The following is a 19,244-nucleotide window of genomic DNA, read 5'->3' on the forward strand; positions in this document are numbered from 1 at the left end:
GGGGCATTTTTATTCTTCTAGAATTGGAATTTCAATATAACTGTCGTTGTACCATTTTATTTCCAAAGGTTCTTTTGCATCAGCTATTGTTTCTTCGCTTACGTCTTTTCCTGTACCGTAGTTGATTTGATAATCGGGACTTTTATTTATTCCTAAAATGACAATAAGTTTACTGCCTTTAGAAATTTTCTTACTCACAAATGTCGAATTATCAATAGGAATAATTTCTATTTCATTTGGTTTTAAAAGTTGTCTTTGCTCATTGCTTTTGGTATAACTTGCCCTACCTAAATAATCAGACAGATAAAACATAGTTTTATCCGGTTTTATCTGCAATAAGTTTATGGTAATATCCATATCCTTTTTGTTGATTGCAGTTTTGAGTCTTGCAGTAAATGCACCGCTGATGATAACATCTTTATCTAATATATCCGTTTGATAAACAATAGAGTTATTAATTCGTATGCTATCTTTTCCTGCATTAAAATAAACATCTTTTTCTTCTCTGTTTTTAAAATCAACAATTTGAGTAATAAAATCAGTTGTTTTAGGTTTTTCTTTGATTAATCTGTTTGAATTTAAATCTTTCTTAAGGTAAAGGGTTAATGAACTATTATGGGTTTTTTCTATAGTTGGGGCGTGATACCACTCATTGGTATCCATAACCTGAAAGTTGATTTTGTCTTTCAGTAATTCCGGTTTTTTGCCATCTTTTAAAATATAATCAAACCACGAAAAAGCTAAGTCATTGATATTAATTCTAGCTACTTCATCTATCTTATAGCCTCGTAATATATTTGTAGCAAAATTTTGTGCTCCTCCATGATCATAAGGACCTATTACCAAATAATGGTTGGGATTGTTATTATACTTGTAATGCTCTTTAAAATAGTATAATGCGCCTAACTGATCTGCATCATAATAGCCTGTTGTAGTAAGAACAGGAATATTTATTTTTGAAAAATCAGTTTTATAAGGAATCATGTTTTTCCAATATTCATCATAATCAGGATGATCTAGCCATCTTTGAAAGATTTTGTTGGGTTTTCCACTTATTGAATCTAATGCCCTGAAGGATCTGCCATTCTTATACCATGCTGTATTGATAGAGTCCCATTTTGCATAATTATTAAAATCTAATTCATCAGTAAATTTATTGTTAGTAACATAAGATATCCATTGCAGCATATAGCTCATGAATACGTTATTGTTTTTAGGGAAATCTATTCCTATTCCTACAGCTACCTGAGGTACAATTGTTTTCAATGCCGGATGTATCTTTTTTACAGCCCCCCATTGGCTAAAACCTAAATAACTTCCACCGATCATACCCACTTTCCCGTTGCACCAAGGTTGTTTGCTTATCCAGTCGATGGCATCGTATACATCTTGTGCTTCATGCTCGAAAGGCTCTATTATATCGTTGCTGGTTCTTTTCCCTCTAGTGTTTAATACTACGCCTATGTAATCATATGCTACAGCTCTTTTTCTTAAGGCATCATCATATTTTCCGGCATATATATTATTCGTTAAAATCACGGGTAGAGACTGCTTGCTTTCTTTTCGTCGAGTAACAGTTACAGTGACGCTTCCTCCACTTTTTGTTTTTAGATTATGAGTTTCTACTATAAATTTCTTCTTATCTTTTGAATCTAGAAGTTGGATTATTTGAGATTGGATCGTTGAATAAGTTTTATAGTTTAAATAATTTAGACATAACCCTATGGCAAAGCTGGAACTTATGCTGTCTGTTTTTTTGGAAGAGTCTAATGAGTTTTGAAATTTTTCTCTGTAATCCGGAATATTTTCTGTGAAATAATCAGTAATACGAAAAGAGTATTTTTCAGGTAAGGTAGCGTATTTTAGTTCAAACGCTTTGTTTAATGCTTTTGAAAAAGTAATTTTTTCATTTTTTTCTATTTCTTTAGCTAAGCTATAGAATTCAAAAGCTATAGCTTTAATACAAGCACTATTGCTATCTGCATAGGCTTTTTTATAAGCATCTATTGTTGAAAGTGATTTTTTATAGTTTCCTGCCAGAATTTCTAATTTAAATAATTTCTCTAAAGAATCTGGTCTTTTAGCATTTTTGTATTTCTCGGAAATTTTATCTGCGATATTGGAAATGTTTTGGTTTAAAACTAAAGAGTCTGATATTGAATTTTTAGATAAATAAAATTTTTGTGAAAATAGTACGTTGCTAAAAAATAAAGCTATAATTAATAATTTGATTTTCATTTTTAAAAGATCTATGTATTTATTTTTTTGTGTTTTCTTTTGGCTGGTAATCCGGATGACCTAGCTGCCAAAAAGCAAAGGCGAAAATCTCTCCTAAATTAGCATATGTATGCAGAAGATCAACACCACCTCCATGACCGCCTTCGTAGTCAATTTTTAAAAAGATAGGATTATCAGAAACATCGTTTACTATTAGTTTTGCTGCAAATTTTGTAGGTATCCACGAAACAACACGGCTGTCATTAATTCCGGCAGTTATGAGAGTGGCGGGATATTTTTCTCCTTTTCTGATATGGTGGAAAGCATCCATTTCTAATAAAGCTTTGAACTCATCTGGTTTCGTTACTGTTCCAAATTCAGGAACGTTACCGGGACCATTTGGAGTTACTTCATCTCGGATTGTGTTGGTAGATCCTACACTAATGATAGCAGCTTTAAATAAATCTGGTCTTTCTGTAATAGCTCTTCCTATTGTAATTCCTCCTGCACTTGACCCCCAAATTGCCACTTTATGTTTTGAGGTGTATTTTTCTTTTATCAAATATTCTGTACAATCAATCAAGTCTTTCCAAGTATTAGGCTTAGTTTGTTTGTAGCCCGCTTTATGCCATCTGTCTCCTTTTTCTCCACCTCCTCTTACATGGGCAATCGCTATAATTCCTCCTTTTTTCGCCCACATTAAATAACTTTTGGCAAAGAAAGGGGTATGAATGGTTCCATAGCTTCCATATGCTTCAATTAAAACAGGGGTATTTCCGTTTCTTTTAAGATTTTTATCGTAAATCAATGTTAGTGGAATGTCTTCACCGTCCCTAGATTTTATACTGATCTCTCTAATAACTGCCCCTTCAAATTCGGGATATTTGGTTGGCGGAATGAGATTTTCTTCATTGAATTGATTTGTTTTTATATTATACTTGTATCTTCTTGTTTCATTGGCCCAACCGGAACAATAGACCCAAACATGAGGATAGTCTTTCCCTTTTGTTTGAATTTCTACACTTCCTGCAACAAATGGTAGTTTGATTGGAGTATCTTTCCCATTTTTATAGAGATAAAATCTGGAATCAACACCGTTTTTAGTGGTTGTATAGTACATTCCGTCTTTTGTAAGTTCAAAGCTTTGAATGACTTCGTCTTTTTTCTCAGGAACTAAAATTTCGGGATTTTTAAAGTCCGGTTTTTCAAGGTTTGTTTTGCAAAGTTTAAAGTTAGGTGAATTGTAACCTGACATAAAATATAGTTCTTTTCCTAAAGGCTTTTTCTCATATACTTTATCTGCTTTGTAATAGAGCGGCTTCCAGCTTTTAATGCCTTGCTCAAAGTCTTTTCTGTCGATAATAAAAGTGTCGGTGTAATCATCTACATCACCTAAGTTTCCAATGAAATAGGGGTCATCCTGATTAAACTGGACAATTCCGGGAAATCTGCTCTCATCAATATTTAATTCAGGATTATTGACTTTGGAAAAAACATTTTTATGCTTTTTGGGATCTTCACCTAATCTGTAAAAGGTTACTTCCGTATTTTTGTTATACTCAGGTGAATCTGAATCGATTAATGGAAAATAGGTATAGAAAAAACTATTATTGTCTTCAAGCCATTTTACCTGTCCAATATTTGTAGGTTCAAGATTGGTAATTACGTGCGGATAAATGTGTTTTGTCTTGACATCCATGATGATGACTTCGGAGGTTTCCTTTCCGTTTTCGGATAATGAAATAGCAATCTTCCTTCCGTCCCAGCTTGGATTGATATAATTTATAGTGAAATTATGTTTTTGCCTTGAAGCAGGATCAAATCTGGAGATAAAGGTTGAGGGGTCGTATAAAATTTCTTCTTTTCCCTTGAATCCTTTTCTGCAATATAGTTTTTCAATTTTTTCGTCAGCGGTTTGCTTTAAATAAAAATATAGATCATTTCCTGTAATTTTCAAATTTGATACTTTATATCCGCTCCTTTTATCAAATTTCAGTCTTTCATTAATAAAGTATTGCTTATAGGGAAGTTTGTCGAGTATGGAATCTGCGTAATCGGCCTGTGATTTCATCCAATTGACGGTAGCAGGGTCTTTTAAATTTTCTAGATTTCTATATTCATCGACTATCTTGGTTCCGAAATATTCATCAGTGACAGGTTTTGAAGGTGCTAAATTGGTTTTTTGAGCTGTTGCTATTACACAAATAAATACAAAAAGAATGAAATTTATTTTTTTCATGAGCTTTTTATTAAGACACATTATTTTTCTAAAATTGGTATTTCTATATAACTGTCGTTGTACCATTTTATTTCCAATGGTTCTTTTGCATCAGCTATTGTTTCTTCGCTTACATCTTTTCCAGTACCGTAGTTAATTTGTGCATCAGGACTTTTTCTTACACCTAATAATATAATTAACTTGCTGCCTTTTTCTATTTTTCTACTTGTGAAAAATGTATTTTTAATAGGGATTGTCTCTATTTTATTGGGTTTAAGTAAGCTTCTTTTTGTGTTGTCTTTGGAATAGCTTGCTCTTGCAAAATGCTCGTGTGTTAATTTAAAATATTGCCCATTGGCAAGTTTTTCATAAATATTTAGGGTAATATCCATGTCTTTTTTATTTATAGAAGCTTTTAAATTCCCTGTAAAGCTTCCATTTATTTCGAAAGAATCATCAAAAGTTTCGCTCTCAAAAACAACCTTTTCAATTAAATCTCTCTTATAAATTACACTATCTAGTATTTTTTCATCATTAAAACTTTGCAGGGTATCTCTTCTGTCTGCAAAATCGATATTTTGAATAATAAAATTTTTCTTAGACTTAATTTTGTCAAGCTTCTTTTTATTTAAATATAACTTAAGGGTACTATTGCTTATTTTATCAATGCTTGGCGCACTTTTCCATTGATTGGATCCCATTACTTGGTAATTGACTTTATCCTTTAAAAACTCGGGTTTTTTTTGTCCTTTCAAAATATAATCAAACCATTTGTAAGAAAGATCTTCTAAATCAATATTTGCAACAGAATCGATTTTATACCCTTTATATTCTCCCTCAACTCCTGAAACTACTCCGCTGTGACTATATGGGCCAATTATTAAATAATGGTTTGCTTTCTTGTTATATTTAAGGTGATTATTGTAATAGTACATTGCTCCTCTCTGATCTGCGTCATAATATCCTGTAAGCGTCAGAACAGGAATATTAATTTTTGCAAAATCCTTTTTATAAGGAAGTTTTGATTGCCAATAAGTGTCAAAAGACGGATTTTTTAGCCATTTCTGGAATATAGGATTTGTTTTTCCGTATATACTGTCTAATTTATTAAATGCAGTTCCGTTTTTATAATATGAATTGTATATGGAAAGCCATTTTTTTTCATCATTAAAAAGTTTATGGTCAGTTTCCTTCTTTACATAACTTAACCAACGTAACATATAGGGACTAAAGCAATTATTATACATAGGAAAATCAATTCCAAAGCCTACAGATGCGGAAGGAATTATTGTTTTTAAAGCAGGGTGCAGATTTTTTGTTGCTGCCCATTGACTGAAACCGTCATAACTTCCTCCAATCATTCCTACTTTTCCATTGCTCCAAGGCTGCTTAGAAATCCATTCTATTACTTCATTTACATCTTCAATTTCGAATTCAAATGGTGTAATTTGATCTTTACTTAAATAAATCCCTCTGCTAAAAGCATATATAATATTATAGCCTCTATTTGCATTTGTTTTTGCATTAGAAATAAAATAATCATTATTACGGAGGTATGTTGAAAAATGTAAAATAGAAGGCTTTGGTTGCTTTATTTTTTATCAAGTACATAGTAAAGAGTTATTTCGTTCCCATTTTTTGTTTTAACGATAACACTATCTTTCACTAAAAATTCTTCTTTATCTAATTTTTTTAATAACGGAATCGCTGTTGCAAAAGTTTCTTTAATAATGGTGTGGTAATTAAAATGTCTGCAAAGTAAGATTGCATTTTTTAAAGTAATACTATCTTCTGATATACTATCTTTTAATATTTTTTTTATTTCCTTTTTATTGTAACCATCTTTAAATTTGAAAGCATCAGGAACAAGGCTTTTTGAAGACAACGGAAGTTCATTATATTTTTTTTCAAGAATTTTTTGATAAATTGGTCTAATATCTTCGTTCTGTTTGAAGCTTTTTTAGCCAAAATAAAAATTTCGAATTGAATTCCTGCCATCCTTGAATAGTCTGGATATGAATTTTTATAAATATTGCGGAAGTTATTTAATGTTTTTAAAGCACCATCATAGTTTTTATTTAACATTTGAAATCTCATATAATTGTCATTGAATTTGAGAGAATCACTTTCTTTATATAATTCCATAAGCTCCTTACTTAGAGTAAGGAGCTTATTTTCAAATTCAGGATTTTCAAATTCTATTTTCTTAAAATATAGTTTTTGAGAAAAACATAATGATACTAAGAACAGAAATAAAATACACAGAAAATACTTTTTATTCATTTTTCAAATATTAATAATACCCAGCTCCACCGCCGCCGTTTCCTCCATCATCACCTCCAAGAATAACAATAGGGGGTAATTTTGTAGTTGTAGCTGTTTTTGGTGGGGTTTTAGTATTTGTTGTATCTCCACCTGTCATAGTAGCATCATCTCCACCACCACCTTTAATGATATTCAACTGAGTAATTTGTAATTTTTTTAAAGATAATTTTTTTCAAATTGGTTTTTCTTTTTCATTTATAGGATATTTAAAATATTAATTGGGTGGCAAATTAAGCTCTTTATTTTAAATACTAAAAAAACTATTAGTCGAAATTGATAAATACCATGTACTGTTATTCCGCAAGAGACTAATAATCAGGCTGTTATTTTTATCACTGCTCGTTTAACAATTTAATATAATATGAAGGCAATGTTCCTGTAATTTTCTTGAAAGCATTAGAAAATGATTCAGGATTGTTAAATCCAATATCTTCTGCAATTGCTGATATGGTATATTTCCTCAGTTTTTCATTACTCTTTAGTTCTTCTACGATATAATTAATCCGCAATTCATTCAAATACTGAGAAAAATTCTTTCCTTTTAGTTCATTAACCGATTTTGAAAGATAATCACGGTTTGTTCCCAAATCTTTTGCTAATCCATCTATCGTTATATTTTTATGTAGAAAATCTTTATTGACTTCAAACAACATAAGTTTTGATTTTAATTCTTGTAGTATATTATTTGGGATTGTACTCCTAACCTTTTCTCCAATAGATTTACTTTCAATAATGTCATTATTATGAACTGGTGTTATTTGAAGTGAGCTTTCTTTTAGTGAGTTTGTTAATAAGAGTTCTGCTTGCTTTTGATATTCTTTTACTTTCTTTCGGTTTTTAGTGAACATAAAAAGCAATATTGAAAGAATAATCAACCCGCCCCCTAAGCACCAGTATAACACAGAGTTTTTGTTGTTTAAATCATTAATTAGTTCTTCTTTTTTCTCTAATAATAGTGGGGTGTCATATTTTTTATAAATTTCTTTTGACAGATACTGTTTACTGTTATTGATTATACTGTCTGCGTAGAATAATTTGTCAATATATTTAAGCTGTTTTTCTTTGTCTCCTGTTTTTTTGTAGTAGTCAATCAAGACTTCATAACCATCCCGTGTAATTGGGTAAAACTCTTTGGAAAAAGCCAAAACAGAATCCGCTTTGATAAAATACATTACAGCAATGTTATCTTTATGAATATCGTGATTGATTTTACCTAAGAAATAGTAAGTTATAGCTAAATTTCCGTAATCATTATTTTTCAGAAAACTCTTTTCGGCTTCCAGATGGTTATCAGAAGCTATTTTATAATTTTTCAAATAGTAATTAGCAATCCCTGTTCCTGATACAAAATATGGGTAGTGTGTATAATCTTTAAATCTATTACATTCCTTAAGTCCAATATTTATATAATTTAAAGCATTTTTGTATTGCTTGTCTTTATTATAGCAATTTGCTACAGAAAAGATTGAGCCTATATAGCTTTTAACATCTTGATCTTTTGTATTGATTTTTTGTTTTTGATAATTATAATATTCTAAGAAAAGGGGAAGAGCTTCTTTGTTTTCGTCAGTAGCTGTTTTTAGGATTCCGATAAGCTTTTTGATATAGAAGAACTGATCTGAGTTTTTATTTTTGGATAATTTTTGCGCTTCAATATAATGATCAAGAGCTTCTGCGTATTTCCAATCATAATTGTATAAAATACCTTTTATAATATGTGCTTTCGCCGGATATTCTTTTGTATTAACGTTTTCTGTAATCATTAATAAAGAATCAGCATACGGATGCCCATTTTCAGATTTTAGACCTTTTGTATGAGCTACTCTATAATATCCGTCATAGATAAGATCATTATTTCTTTCTTTTTTTCCTTTTCTTAAAATTGTATTTGCATATATTTCTGCCTTATTATTATCAATTCTAAAAACTTTATCGTAAGATTTTTGTAATTCTTCGAGGTTTTTATTTTTCAAAGAATCTGGTACTGCAAAGTTTTTTATGCTTTGCGAAAAGAATAAATTTTGGGAGATCAGAATTAAAATAATAGAAAAAAATCGAAACATTTGTATTTTTATGATGCAAAATTACATTTTTTTTAGAATTTAATCCTTTTTTAAATATTATTATTAATATTTTGAATATTAAGTATTTATAATTATTCCTGGTGATGGTTTTTATCAATTTAGAATACTCAACTTCCGAAATTTACCAATTTCGATATATCATGTTTTGTTTTTTCATAAAGCTCCTGCATCTTTGCTTCAACAAAAACACAAATGTTTATTTTTTGTATGTGTACAGTACAAAATTATAAATATGAAGCGCTGATCAGCAAAAAACCCATGTCAGGGATTGTATGGCAAAATTAATTACTAAATTTAAAATTTAACAAGATGAAAAATTTAACAAATCTTAAAAACAAAGAAATTAAAATCCAAGCAATGTCGAATATTTATGGATGTGGACAATGGGTGACAACAAGTCCACCAGATACAAAAGATGCTAACGGTTGTACTGTACATACTACAGATTCTTGGTATGATGCTAACGGAAATGGAAAAAGAGGATCAGATGAATCAATGACAATGTGTGTATCTGTAGATTGTGGAAATAATGGTTAAATTGACGTACATGAATTCTAGACTTAATTCTAAAAAAATAGATTCTAAAAATGCAAAAAATATTTTTGGAAGAGGTCCGAGTTTACAACACAGTAGCATGACCTTATTGAAAGTACATTGGGAGGATGTTTATGTTGATAACAATGGAAATGGGCAAACAGATGAAGGCGATAAAATTGTTTCGATTGTTGCTGTTAATTCGAGTACAAACTAATACAAGTAATCTCAAACTTATTTATTTTAGTTGAAAATTCTTCGATATCAAGAAGAAGAATAATTAAAATTGGCTGTTTTCACAATTGTGAAAACAGCCTAATTAAAAAAAGAAATTATGAAGTTTTTTACATTAATATTTTTATTAAAAATCATCTTAGTGTTTTCTCAAACTTCTGAGGAAAAATATATTTTAAGCAAAAACTTTATTTATCTCGCTAAAATGGATGCTTATAAAAAAGATTATCAATCATCTAATAATAGATATGGCAAGGCTTTTAAATTACATAAAGTCGAAGACTCAAATGACTTATTAGATGCTGCATCAGTGGCTTTTGAGATTAATAATAGAAAACTTGCGAAAGAATATATTGTTGAAGCTATTGTTGGATATAACGCTCCTAAAGAATTTGTATTAGAATACAAAGGACTGCAAAAATTTAAAAAAGATCAAATTTTTACAGATATAGAAGTAAACTATGAAAATTATGTTGAAGAATATTATAAATCTAAGAAAAGTATTGCGGCTTATATAGAAGTAGAAAAACTCATTGAAAAAGATCAAAATATACGCAACCTACACATTAATATTACAAAAAAACTCCCTAGAAATATTAAGGATAAAAAAAGATTGGATAGCATTTTTAATCAACAAATGATAGAAGTTGATTCTATTACTACTAATTCTTTAATTGAAATTACAAAAAAATATGGTTACCAAGATAAAGGTTGGATTATTTTATGGCATCAGAGAGGACAAGAATACAAGAATGAAAACAGTAAGTTCTGGAAATTTTTCAAACCTCTTATAAAAAAAGAAATAGAAAATGGAAACCTTCATAAAAGTTTCTTTGCAATGTTTGATGATGAATACGAAATAATTAATAGCGGAAAACAAGTATATGGTACTTATTCAGATTATTTTGAAGTATATCCAATAAAAGATATTAGTGGTATCGATGCAAGATTAAAGCAAATCGGATTTCCCCCCCTATTATATGATAAATTAATTTATGGCAAAAAGTTGCCTGAAGGTTATACTCTTACGGAAGACCAACTATATCAAGAATTATTAAGCAGAGTAAAAGGATATGATTGAGATTATTACTCAAAAAACAGATAAGAGCACCGATGAAATCTGTAAATGGTTATTGTATTACAATTTCGATTTCAAAAGGCATAATGTAGAAGACTTTACTGATTTTTCTTTTTATCTGGGAGCCTCTCAACAAAAAAACACGAAGAATATATATCACCGACGAGGAAAACTCAGTACAATAAGGTTCATCAATGATTACTCTATTGATACATATGTACGAGAGGAAACCAACATGTTGCTTAAAGGCTGGGAAAAAATTTATAAAAATGATCATCAAAGTAATTATATAGGTGAATTTAATGAAGAAGACCAGCATAATAAATTATATGATCTACATATTGCTGAATCTTTGGGAATAAAAATTCCGGCAACTCTTATAACCAATTCAAAAACAGAACTTATAGCCTTTGCTAGTCAAAGAAAATTGATCACAAAATCTATAAGAAGACCAATAAGCTTGAACTCCAAAGGTTTTACTTTCAGTGATATTGGAACATATCGGGTTAAAAAAAATGATATAAGAAAATTAAAAAGCCATTTTTCACTAAGCTTATTTCAAGAATATATAGAGAAAAAATATGAAATAAGAGCTTTCTTTTTTAAAGATAAGATCTTTCCAATGGCAATTTTTTCGCAAAAAGATACACAGACAAAATACGATTATCGCAATTATAATCTGGAAACTCCCAACCGATGTGAACCTGTAAAACTGCCTGAAAAAATTGAGAAAAAGATATTTGCTTTTTTCAAAGCGAAAAATATAAATACCGGCTCAGTTGATTTAATTGTGAGTGCTGAAAATGAGTTTTATTTTTTAGAAAATAATCCACAGGGACAATTCAATTGGTTGTCTGAGAACTGTAATTATAATATCGAAAAATATATAGCCGAAGACCTTATCAAAAATGAAAAAAAAGAAAATCAAGACTAATTCTTATAATTCTACCCATATTTTTAACTCGAAAACAAAAAAGAGTTATACTCCGGAGATAGCTGTCCGTAATAGATTTATAAAGATATCTTCACTTCAGAATAATTATAAGGAAATGGAAACTTTCTATAAACCTGTTTCCCGAATCATCGAAATAAAATTATGAGTTTTTTAAAAATTTTCCAAAGCTGTAAGCTGGTAAAAGGTTATACAAATTATTTGATCTGTGATATACAAAGAAATAACATTATAAATATTCCGGCTGATTTATATGAATGGATTGTAGAAAATGAAAGCAAAGAAATTAATATAGAAGAAATTCAAATAATAGATGTCAATTTATTTGATAATATCAATTTTTTAATCGAAAATGAGTTTGTTTTTATAACAGACATTCCTGATTTGTTCCCAAAAATAGATGATAATTTTTATGCTCCAAGCAAAATAAGTAATGCTATTATTGATATATCTCCTCAGATTTTTTCTGAACTAGAACATGTTATTTTTCAGTTGTCAGAATTGCTCTGTCAAACCATAGAGTTTCGGTTCTTTCATTTAGCCACAGAATCTGAAATTCATAGCATCATAAATATTATTGAGAAAAATTCACTATTTATAAGCTCTGTTGGTTTTATACTACCATTTAGTGATGATATTAATTATAAAGAATTGATTGATATAAACAGAGTTTTTTATCTTCAGGTCTATAATAGCAATTCGAGTGAAATAATTTATTCGTCAGATAGCAAAAGTTTTATATATTATTCCACAGATAATCTGAATTCAGAAAAATCATGCGGAATAGTTTATGAAGCTGCATTTACACTTAATAAATATTCTTTTTTGGAATCATTGCATCACAATTCATGCCTTCATAAAAAAATGGGAATTGATGTAAATGGAAATATTAAGAACTGCCCTTCCATGCCCCAAAGCTTTGGAAATATAAAAGATACAACCTTAGAAGAAGCCTTACATCACAAAGACTTCAAAAAATATTGGAATCTTACCAAGGATAAAATAGAAGTTTGCAAAGATTGTGAGTTTCGTTATATTTGTACAGATTGCAGAGCTTATACTGAAAGGACACATGAAGATAAAGAAGGATTAGATATTTCAAAACCTTTAAAATGTGGTTATGATCCTTATACTGGTGAGTGGGAAGAGTGGAGTATCAACCCACTCAAAGAGAAAGCGATAAAGTACTATGGCGTGCAAGAATTGGTTAAGAAATATTAAATCACAATTAATTGGCAAAAAAATTCCCCTTTTACCTTCAGCCGGATTCCAAAGACTGCGGTCCCACATGTCTGAGAATAGTCAGCAAATATTACGGCAAAAGCATTTCTTTACAACAAATTCGTAACCTCTCAGAAACGACAAGAGAAGGAAGCAGTCTGCTTGGTTTGAGCGATGCTGCTGAAGATTTAGGCTTCCGTTCTTTGGGAGTGCAGATCGATTTTAATACATTGGCTGAAGAAGTTCCTTTCCCTTGTATTGTACACTGGAACAAAAATCATTTTGTAGTTGTCTATAAAATCGATAAAAATAGCATTGTTTACATTTCAGATCCGAGTTATGGTTTAATTACCTACACAAGGGAAGAATTTATCAAACGATGGATCGGCGAAAATGCCAATGAAAATACAGAAGAAGGAATCGTATTGATCCTTGAAACCACACCTGCGTTTTTCCAAACTGAATTTGACGATCAGGAAAGTAAAGCTAGTTTTTCTTTTCTTTCAAAGCATCTGCTTAAGTATAAATCATTGATCGTTCAGTTGGCGGTGGGTTTACTGGCGGGAAGTTTACTTTCTTTGATTCTTCCTTTCCTTACCCAAAGTATTGTGGATGTGGGGATTCAGAATCAGGATCTTAATTTTATCTATCTGGTTTTATTGGCTCAGGTTATGCTTTTTCTTGGCAGAATGGGAATTGAGGTCATCCGAAGCTGGATTTTGCTTCACCTTTCCACCCGAATCAATATCTCGATTATCTCAGATTTCTTTATTAAATTAATGAAGCTTCCCATCAGTTTCTTTGATACGAGAATGACGGGGGATATCATGCAAAGAATCAACGATCATCATAGAATTGAGCAGCTTTTGACCAATTCTTCTTTGAATACATTATTCTCATTAGTCAATTTGATCATTTTCAGTATCGTTTTACTATTCTATGATTACAGATTATTTGTTGTTTATCTGGTTGGTGCGATTTTATATATCGGATGGATCACTTTTTTCCTCGGAAAACGAAAAGAACTCGATTACAAAAGATTTTCACAGGTTTCCCAAGAACAAAGCAAAGTTATTGAGCTCATCAACGGTATGCAGGAAATCAAAATGCACAACGCCGAAAAACAAAAACGTTGGGATTGGGAGTTTCTGCAGGTTAAATTATTTAAAATCAGAATAAAATCTCTTTCACTTGAGCAATGGCAGTCTGTCGGTGGAAACTTTATCAATCAAATGAAAGACATTCTGGTGAGTTTTCTTTCTGCCAAATTGGTTTTGGAAGGAAACCTTACTTTGGGGATGATGCTTTCTGTTCAGTACATTATCGGTCAATTGAATAGCCCTTTATTACAACTCATTGATTTTATCAAACAGACTCAGGATGCTAAAATTTCTTTGGAAAGATTGGGCGAAATTCACGATAAGGAAGACGAAGAAAGTAAAGATGAGCAATATGCTACCGAAATTCCGGAAAAAGATATCGAAATCAGCAATATGTCTTTCAGATATATTGGTTCGGATGTTCCTGTTTTTGAAAATTTAAGTTTAAATATTCCTTATCAGAAGACAACGGCAATCGTCGGAGCCAGCGGAAGTGGAAAAACGACGCTTTTAAAATTATTAATGAAATTTTATGAACCCAACGAGGGCGAAATAAAAATTGGGAATACCCAGATGAAAAATATTTCGCCAAGATTCTGGAGAGATCAGTGTGGCGTCGTAATGCAGGAAGGATATGTCTTTAATGATACGATTGCAAACAACATTGCAGTGGGTGAAGACTATGTAGATAAATCAAAACTGAGAAAAGCAGTCGAAATTGCCAATATCAAAGAGTTCATTGAAGGATTGCCTTTAAGCTACAACACAAAAATCGGAAACGAAGGACTTGGTGTGAGTGGCGGACAAAAACAAAGATTGTTCATCGCAAGAGCAGTTTATAAATCTCCGGAATATATTTTCTTCGATGAAGCCACAAGTGCTTTGGATGCGAATAATGAGAAAGTAATCATGGAAAATCTGGAACAGTTTTTTGAAGGTAAAACAGCCATTGTGATTGCCCACAGATTGTCAACCGTAAAACATGCGGATAAAATTATCGTTTTAGATAAAGGTAAAGTGGTGGAAGAGGGAAATCATGCGGAATTGGTATCTTTAAAAGGTGAATATTACAGACTCGTTAAAAATCAGTTAGAACTTGGAAACTAAAAAAGACATTTTAGACAATATAGAACTCCGCTCAGAAAGTGTTCAGGATATTCTCACAGAACCGCCACACTGGATGTTCCGATGGGGAAATACGATTATATTAATCATATTATTGATGATTCTTGCGATGAGTTACATCATCAAATATCCGGAATTTGTTCCGGCACCTATTATTGTGACTTCACAAAATCCACCGGAAAAAATCGAGGCAAGAAGCAGTTCGAAAATCGAAAAAATATTCATCAAAGATCATCAGAAGGTAAAAAAGGGCGATGTTTTGTTAGTTTTGCAGTCTACTGCACACTATCAGGATGTTTTAAAGTTGAAAAAAATAGTAGATTCTATCGCTTCTGATCAATTGCTTTCTTTTCCCGTGAATGAAGCTTCCCATTATAAACTGGGCGAACTTCAAGCCGATTACAATAGCTTTGCAAAAGCTTTCCAAGATGAGAATTTATTTACAAGATTGCAGCCTTATGCACCAGAAAACCTTGCTGCCAATCAAAGTATCTCAGAATCACGAGGCAGAATTATTAATTTGAGACAGCAGAGAAACCTTGAAGCTGCAAAAACTGAACTCACCCGCAAGAATTATCAGAGATCACAAGAGTTGTTCAATCAGGGCGTAATTGCGGCGGTAGAGTTGGAAGGCGAAAAACTAAAATACCTTCAGGCTCAGCAGAATTTAGAAAACATAAGTATTTCTTTATCTCAAATGCAAGAAAGTATTTCGAATCTCAATAAAACAAAAAGTGGAGCGGCCATCAATACCGAAAAAGATAAAATTACGTATTCATCCCAGACTCTGCAGCTATTTGAGCAATTAAGAAAATCTCTTAAACAATGGGAGCAAACCTATCTCATTGTTTCTTCTACCGACGGAATGGCGAGTTTTCAGCAGTTTTATGGTGAAAATCAATTCGTAAAAGCGGGAGATCCGATTGTTTCAATTTTACCAGATCATACAGAGCAACTGGTGGGAAGAATGTCTGTGCCGACAGCAAATTCTGGGAAGATTATTCCCGGAGAAAAAGTTTTAATTAAATTAGACAATTACCGTTTTCAGGAATACGGAATCATTGAAGGGAGAGTGCAAAACATCTCTCTGATTCCCGATGATAAAGGAAATTATTACGTAGATGTTGTTCTGCCAAAAGGCTTAAAAACATCATATAACAAAACTTTAAAGTTTGATAAAGAACTGAGAGGAAATGCAGAAATCGTTACTCAGGATCTTAGATTGATTGAAAGGTTTTTCTATCAGATCAGAAAATTGCTGGGGTATCAATCATAAATCTGATTCAACTTAAAAAAATCTGTGTCAATCTGTGAAATCTGTGGGAAGAATTACTCTCCATGGATTTCACAGATTTTCACAGATGATACTGTTTGAAAATAAAAAAACCGAACTCAACGTCCGGTTTTAAAATTATTTTTTGATCAATCCCAATTCAATTAATCTTTCGTGTAAAAATTCTCCTGCAGTTGTATCTTCATACAGTTTAGGGTGGTTTTCATCTACACAGTTTTCAAGCGCATTCAGCGACATTTCGCTCACCGGGTGCATAAAGAAAGGGATAGAATATCTTGAAGTTCCCCACAATTCTCTTGGCGGATTAACCACTCTGTGAATCGTAGACTTTAATTTATTATTGGTATGTCTCGAAAGCATATCTCCAACGTTAATCATCAATTCGTCTGGTTCTGCAATCGCATCAATCCATTCTCCTTTATGATTTTGTACCTGAAGACCTTTTCCCTGAGAGCCCATCAAAAGAGTAATCAAGTTGATGTCTCCATGAGCAGCTGCTCTTACTGCATCATCCGGTTCCTGAGTGATTGGCGGATAATGAATTGGTCTTAAGATAGAATTACCTTCTGCAATTTTATCATCAAAATAAAACTCATCAAGACCAAGGTACAATGCCAACGCTCTCAAAACATATTTTCCTGTTTTTTCTAGCATTTGATAAGTTTCCTTTCCTACTTCATTAAATTTTGGAAGTTCGTCTACGATGACATTGTCGGGATACTGGCTTTTGTATTTTGAGTCATCCGAAACATACTGCCCGAAATGCCAAAACTCTTTCAAATCGCCTTTTTTAAATCCTTTTGCAGTTTCTTTTCCGAAACCTACATAACCACGTTGTCCGCCGATTCCGGGGATCTCGTACTTTTGTTTGGTTTCTGTGGGAAGTTCAAAGAAGTTTTTTACTTCTCCATAAAGATCATCTACGAGTTGGTCATCCAGGAAATGTCCCTTTAAGGCAACAAAACCAATTTCTTCGTAAGCTTTTCCGATTTCATTTACAAATTTCTGTTTGCGTTCCGGGTTGTCCGAAAGGAAATCACGCAGGTCTACACTAGGTATTTTATCCATTTTATAGAAATTTTACGTGATGCTAAAATACAGTTTTTTTGAATTAAATCATTTTACAATTAATTATTTATAAACTAAATTTGCTCTATGAAAAAATATTCCTCCAAGAGAAGTATTCAGGTACTTGCCAATCTTTTTCAGCAATACGGAATTTTAGACGTTGTCATATCTCCGGGATCTCGAAATGCTCCTTTGGCGATTCATTTTTCGGAAGTGGATGATTTCAACTGTTATAGTATTGTTGACGAAAGAAGTGCAGCCTTTGTGGCTCTTGGGATGGCAATGAGCGAGAAAAAACCCGTTGCAATTACTTGTACAAGCGGTTCTGCAGCTGCAAATTATTATCCTGCCGTGACCGAAGCTTTTTATTCAAACATTCCGATGTTAATTTTGACGGCAGACCGACCGACTGATTATGTTGATTTGTTTGACGGACAAACCATTAGACAAAACAATCTTTTCCATCAGCATTCTTACGGAGATTTTCAATTGGTGGAAGACAGCAAAGATGATGCAGAAAGCATCAATTCAGATATTATAAAAAAGCAATCGAGCTTTGTTTTGAAAAGCAAGGTCCGGTTCATATCAATATTCCTTTGGAAGAACCTTTGTATGACTTAGTTTCTGAACTTCCGACTTTTCCTAAGGTTGAGAAAACAATCAAGAAAAAAGAATACGAAATCCCATCAAATTTAGTAGCAGAATGGAATACTTCACAGAGAATTATGATTCTGGTTGGGACAAAAGATTACAGTCCGGAACTGGAAAATCAATTGGCGCAATTGGTGAAAAATCATTCAGTGGTTGTTTTGAGCGAAGCTAATTCAAATTTATATCACGAAAAGTTTTTCAAACATATTGATCGCTATATTTTTGCTTTTACAGAAGAGGATTTTAAAACGTATGCTCCGGATTTATTGATTACGGTCGGACAAAACGTGGTTTCAAAAAAAGTAAAACAGTTTCTAAGAAATGCACATCCGAAACAGCATTGGCACTTGGATGAGGTTTGGCAACCTGACACCTATTTTGCTTTAACGCAGAAATTGGAGATTAAACCAGAGCTTTTCTTTTCTAAATTATTAAATTTCATCAACTTAGAGCCAAGGCCTTACTACAATCTTTGGGATGTTTTAAGGGATAAAAAAGATAAAAAACATAAAGACTTTTTAAATTTAACAGAGTTTTCAGATTTTTATTTCTTTAATAAAGCTTCGCAAAGCATTCCTGAAAATTACAATATTCATTTCAGCAACTCGTCGGCAATTCGTTATGCACAGTTGTTTGATTTTGGTAAAAGAAAAATGTATTGCAACAGAGGAACCAGCGGAATTGACGGTTCAACTTCCACAGCAATGGGTTTTGCCATAAAAAATGCAAATCCGACTTTGTTGATTACGGGAGATTTAAGTTTCTTCTACGACATCAATGGACTTTGGAATCAATATATTCCACCGTTTACAAGAATTATTATTTTCAATAACGGGGAAGGAAATATCTTCAAAATTATTCCCGGGCCAGGAAATGCCAACTCCAATACGGTTGACGAATTTATCTCAACAAAACATCATAAAAATGCCGAGTTTTTAGCGAAGCATTTCGGTTTTTCTTACGTAAAAGTTGATGATGACGGAACTTTAGACCGTGTTTTTGATAATTTCTTTAAACCTGATGTGCAACCTAAGATCATGGAAGTCAATACACAGGGGAAGAATAATGCGGATACGCAGAAGGCCTATTTTAATTTTTTAAAGGAAAACTAAGAAATGTTGAACCATTAAGGAAAGTTAAGCA

The 19,244-nt window shown here is 31.9% G+C and carries 14 protein-coding genes and 1 pseudogene; 8 read left to right on the forward strand and 7 right to left on the reverse strand.

Going from position 1 to position 19,244, the window contains the following annotated elements; translation table 11 throughout:
- Positions 1–9 precede the first annotated feature (9 nt).
- The 6 genes from EAG08_RS11840 to EAG08_RS11860 form a co-directional block, all read right to left on the reverse strand.
- Positions 10–2,238 carry a CocE/NonD family hydrolase gene (locus EAG08_RS11840; RefSeq protein ID WP_129535612.1) on the reverse strand — a complete coding sequence of 743 codons (2,229 nt, stop codon included), beginning with the start codon at positions 2,236–2,238 and terminating at the stop codon, positions 10–12.
- 19 nt (positions 2,239–2,257) lie between these two features.
- Positions 2,258–4,456 (reverse strand): prolyl oligopeptidase family serine peptidase, encoded by a 2,199-nt coding sequence (locus EAG08_RS11845; RefSeq protein ID WP_129535613.1) that lies wholly within the window; start codon positions 4,454–4,456, stop codon positions 2,258–2,260.
- 20 nt (positions 4,457–4,476) lie between these two features.
- Positions 4,477–6,030: a CocE/NonD family hydrolase gene (locus tag EAG08_RS11850; RefSeq protein WP_129535614.1), complete on the reverse strand. Its 1,554-nt coding sequence runs from the start codon at positions 6,028–6,030 to the stop codon at positions 4,477–4,479.
- Entirely contained in the window at positions 6,027–6,320 is a 294-nt protein-coding gene (locus tag EAG08_RS11855; RefSeq protein WP_129535615.1) for a hypothetical protein, read from the reverse strand. The genes EAG08_RS11850 and EAG08_RS11855 overlap by 4 nt, the downstream gene beginning before the upstream one ends.
- A gap of 408 nt (positions 6,321–6,728) precedes the next feature.
- On the reverse strand, positions 6,729–6,896 hold the full coding sequence (locus EAG08_RS21385; RefSeq protein WP_164998569.1) for a hypothetical protein: 168 nt from the start codon (positions 6,894–6,896) through the stop codon (positions 6,729–6,731).
- A 196-nt stretch (positions 6,897–7,092) separates the two neighbouring features.
- Positions 7,093–8,823: a helix-turn-helix domain-containing protein gene (locus EAG08_RS11860; protein WP_129535616.1), complete on the reverse strand. Its 1,731-nt coding sequence runs from the start codon at positions 8,821–8,823 to the stop codon at positions 7,093–7,095.
- 378 nt (positions 8,824–9,201) lie between these two features.
- On the opposite strand from EAG08_RS11860, the gene EAG08_RS11865 reads away from it, so the two are divergent.
- From EAG08_RS11865 to EAG08_RS11895, 7 genes are all read left to right on the forward strand, one after another.
- Positions 9,202–9,381, forward strand: a complete 180-nt coding sequence (locus EAG08_RS11865; RefSeq protein ID WP_129535617.1) for a hypothetical protein — start codon at positions 9,202–9,204, stop codon at positions 9,379–9,381.
- Positions 9,382–9,391: 10 nt separating this feature from the next.
- Positions 9,392–9,595: a hypothetical protein gene (locus EAG08_RS11870; protein ID WP_129535618.1), complete on the forward strand. Its 204-nt coding sequence runs from the start codon at positions 9,392–9,394 to the stop codon at positions 9,593–9,595.
- A gap of 117 nt (positions 9,596–9,712) precedes the next feature.
- Complete coding sequence (locus EAG08_RS11875) at positions 9,713–10,693, forward strand: hypothetical protein (RefSeq protein WP_129535619.1); 981 nt, start codon at positions 9,713–9,715, stop codon at positions 10,691–10,693.
- Positions 10,686–11,624 carry a hypothetical protein gene (locus EAG08_RS11880; protein ID WP_129535620.1) on the forward strand — a complete coding sequence of 313 codons (939 nt, stop codon included), beginning with the start codon at positions 10,686–10,688 and terminating at the stop codon, positions 11,622–11,624. The genes EAG08_RS11875 and EAG08_RS11880 overlap by 8 nt, the downstream gene beginning before the upstream one ends.
- Before the next feature lie 162 nt (positions 11,625–11,786).
- Positions 11,787–12,863, forward strand: coding sequence for a grasp-with-spasm system SPASM domain peptide maturase (gene gwsS / locus EAG08_RS11885; protein ID WP_129535621.1), 1,077 nt, complete (start codon positions 11,787–11,789; stop codon positions 12,861–12,863).
- An 11-nt stretch (positions 12,864–12,874) separates the two neighbouring features.
- Entirely contained in the window at positions 12,875–15,070 is a 2,196-nt protein-coding gene (locus EAG08_RS11890) for a peptidase domain-containing ABC transporter (protein ID WP_129535622.1), read from the forward strand.
- Entirely contained in the window at positions 15,060–16,364 is a 1,305-nt protein-coding gene (locus tag EAG08_RS11895) for an HlyD family secretion protein (protein ID WP_129535623.1), read from the forward strand. Before EAG08_RS11890 ends, EAG08_RS11895 begins: the two co-directional genes overlap by 11 nt.
- A gap of 135 nt (positions 16,365–16,499) precedes the next feature.
- Here the strand turns inward: EAG08_RS11895 and EAG08_RS11900 are convergent, their stop codons facing one another.
- Complete coding sequence (locus EAG08_RS11900) at positions 16,500–17,450, reverse strand: isopenicillin N synthase family dioxygenase (protein WP_129535624.1); 951 nt, start codon at positions 17,448–17,450, stop codon at positions 16,500–16,502.
- A gap of 87 nt (positions 17,451–17,537) precedes the next feature.
- On the opposite strand from EAG08_RS11900, the pseudogene menD reads away from it, so the two are divergent.
- Positions 17,538–19,213 (forward strand): annotated as a pseudogene (gene menD, locus EAG08_RS11905) (2-succinyl-5-enolpyruvyl-6-hydroxy-3-cyclohexene-1-carboxylic-acid synthase).
- Positions 19,214–19,244: the final 31 nt, after the last annotated feature.

It is taken from the genome of Chryseobacterium sp. 3008163 (assembly GCF_003669035.1).
In the GTDB taxonomy this organism is placed as follows: domain Bacteria; phylum Bacteroidota; class Bacteroidia; order Flavobacteriales; family Weeksellaceae; genus Chryseobacterium.